Origin of the sequence: Streptomyces fildesensis, assembly GCF_016107395.1 — a bacterium.
GTDB classification, from domain to species: domain Bacteria; phylum Actinomycetota; class Actinomycetes; order Streptomycetales; family Streptomycetaceae; genus Actinacidiphila; species Actinacidiphila fildesensis.
This window is the reverse complement of sequence record NZ_JAAIKO010000211.1, coordinates 1-365: the sequence shown is the minus strand read 5'-3', so window position 1 is coordinate 365 and position 365 is coordinate 1. Positions and strand designations below refer to the sequence as shown.

Sequence of the window (365 nt, the reverse complement as noted above, 5' to 3'; positions counted from 1 at the left end):
CTCACATTGGAAGAAGCATGCTCCCTTGAACCTCCTGATTGCGAATCTGCAGAATCTTCAATTGTCGCATTTAGTAATTCTCCATTGTTATCGCTCTGCACGATTCCCGTAAACTCTTTAAGTACGAACGATGTTTCCTGAGTGGATAAAGCATTGAGGTGGGTGCTGTCGGCCAGGACGGTGAGAGGCATAATATCTTCGCGAAACTGATCTCTTGGAGCTGAAGGCCTGAAGGAGGGGATTCTGTCAGTGTCCATGAACAGCGGAGTGATAACCGTGATAAAAAGCATTCCGATCACCAAATTTCTCACCATCATCTTTCCTCTTTCCGATTCCATCGTACCAAGGCAATCAAATAAACAGAG

1 protein-coding gene is annotated in these 365 nt (G+C 45.5%); it reads right to left on the bottom strand.

Going from position 1 to position 365, the window contains the following annotated elements; genetic code table 11:
• Nucleotides 1-338, bottom strand: a 338-nt coding sequence (locus C6N31_RS42630; protein WP_198359679.1) for a hypothetical protein, incomplete at its 3' end; no start/stop codon positions are given.
• Nucleotides 339-365: the final 27 nt, after the last annotated feature.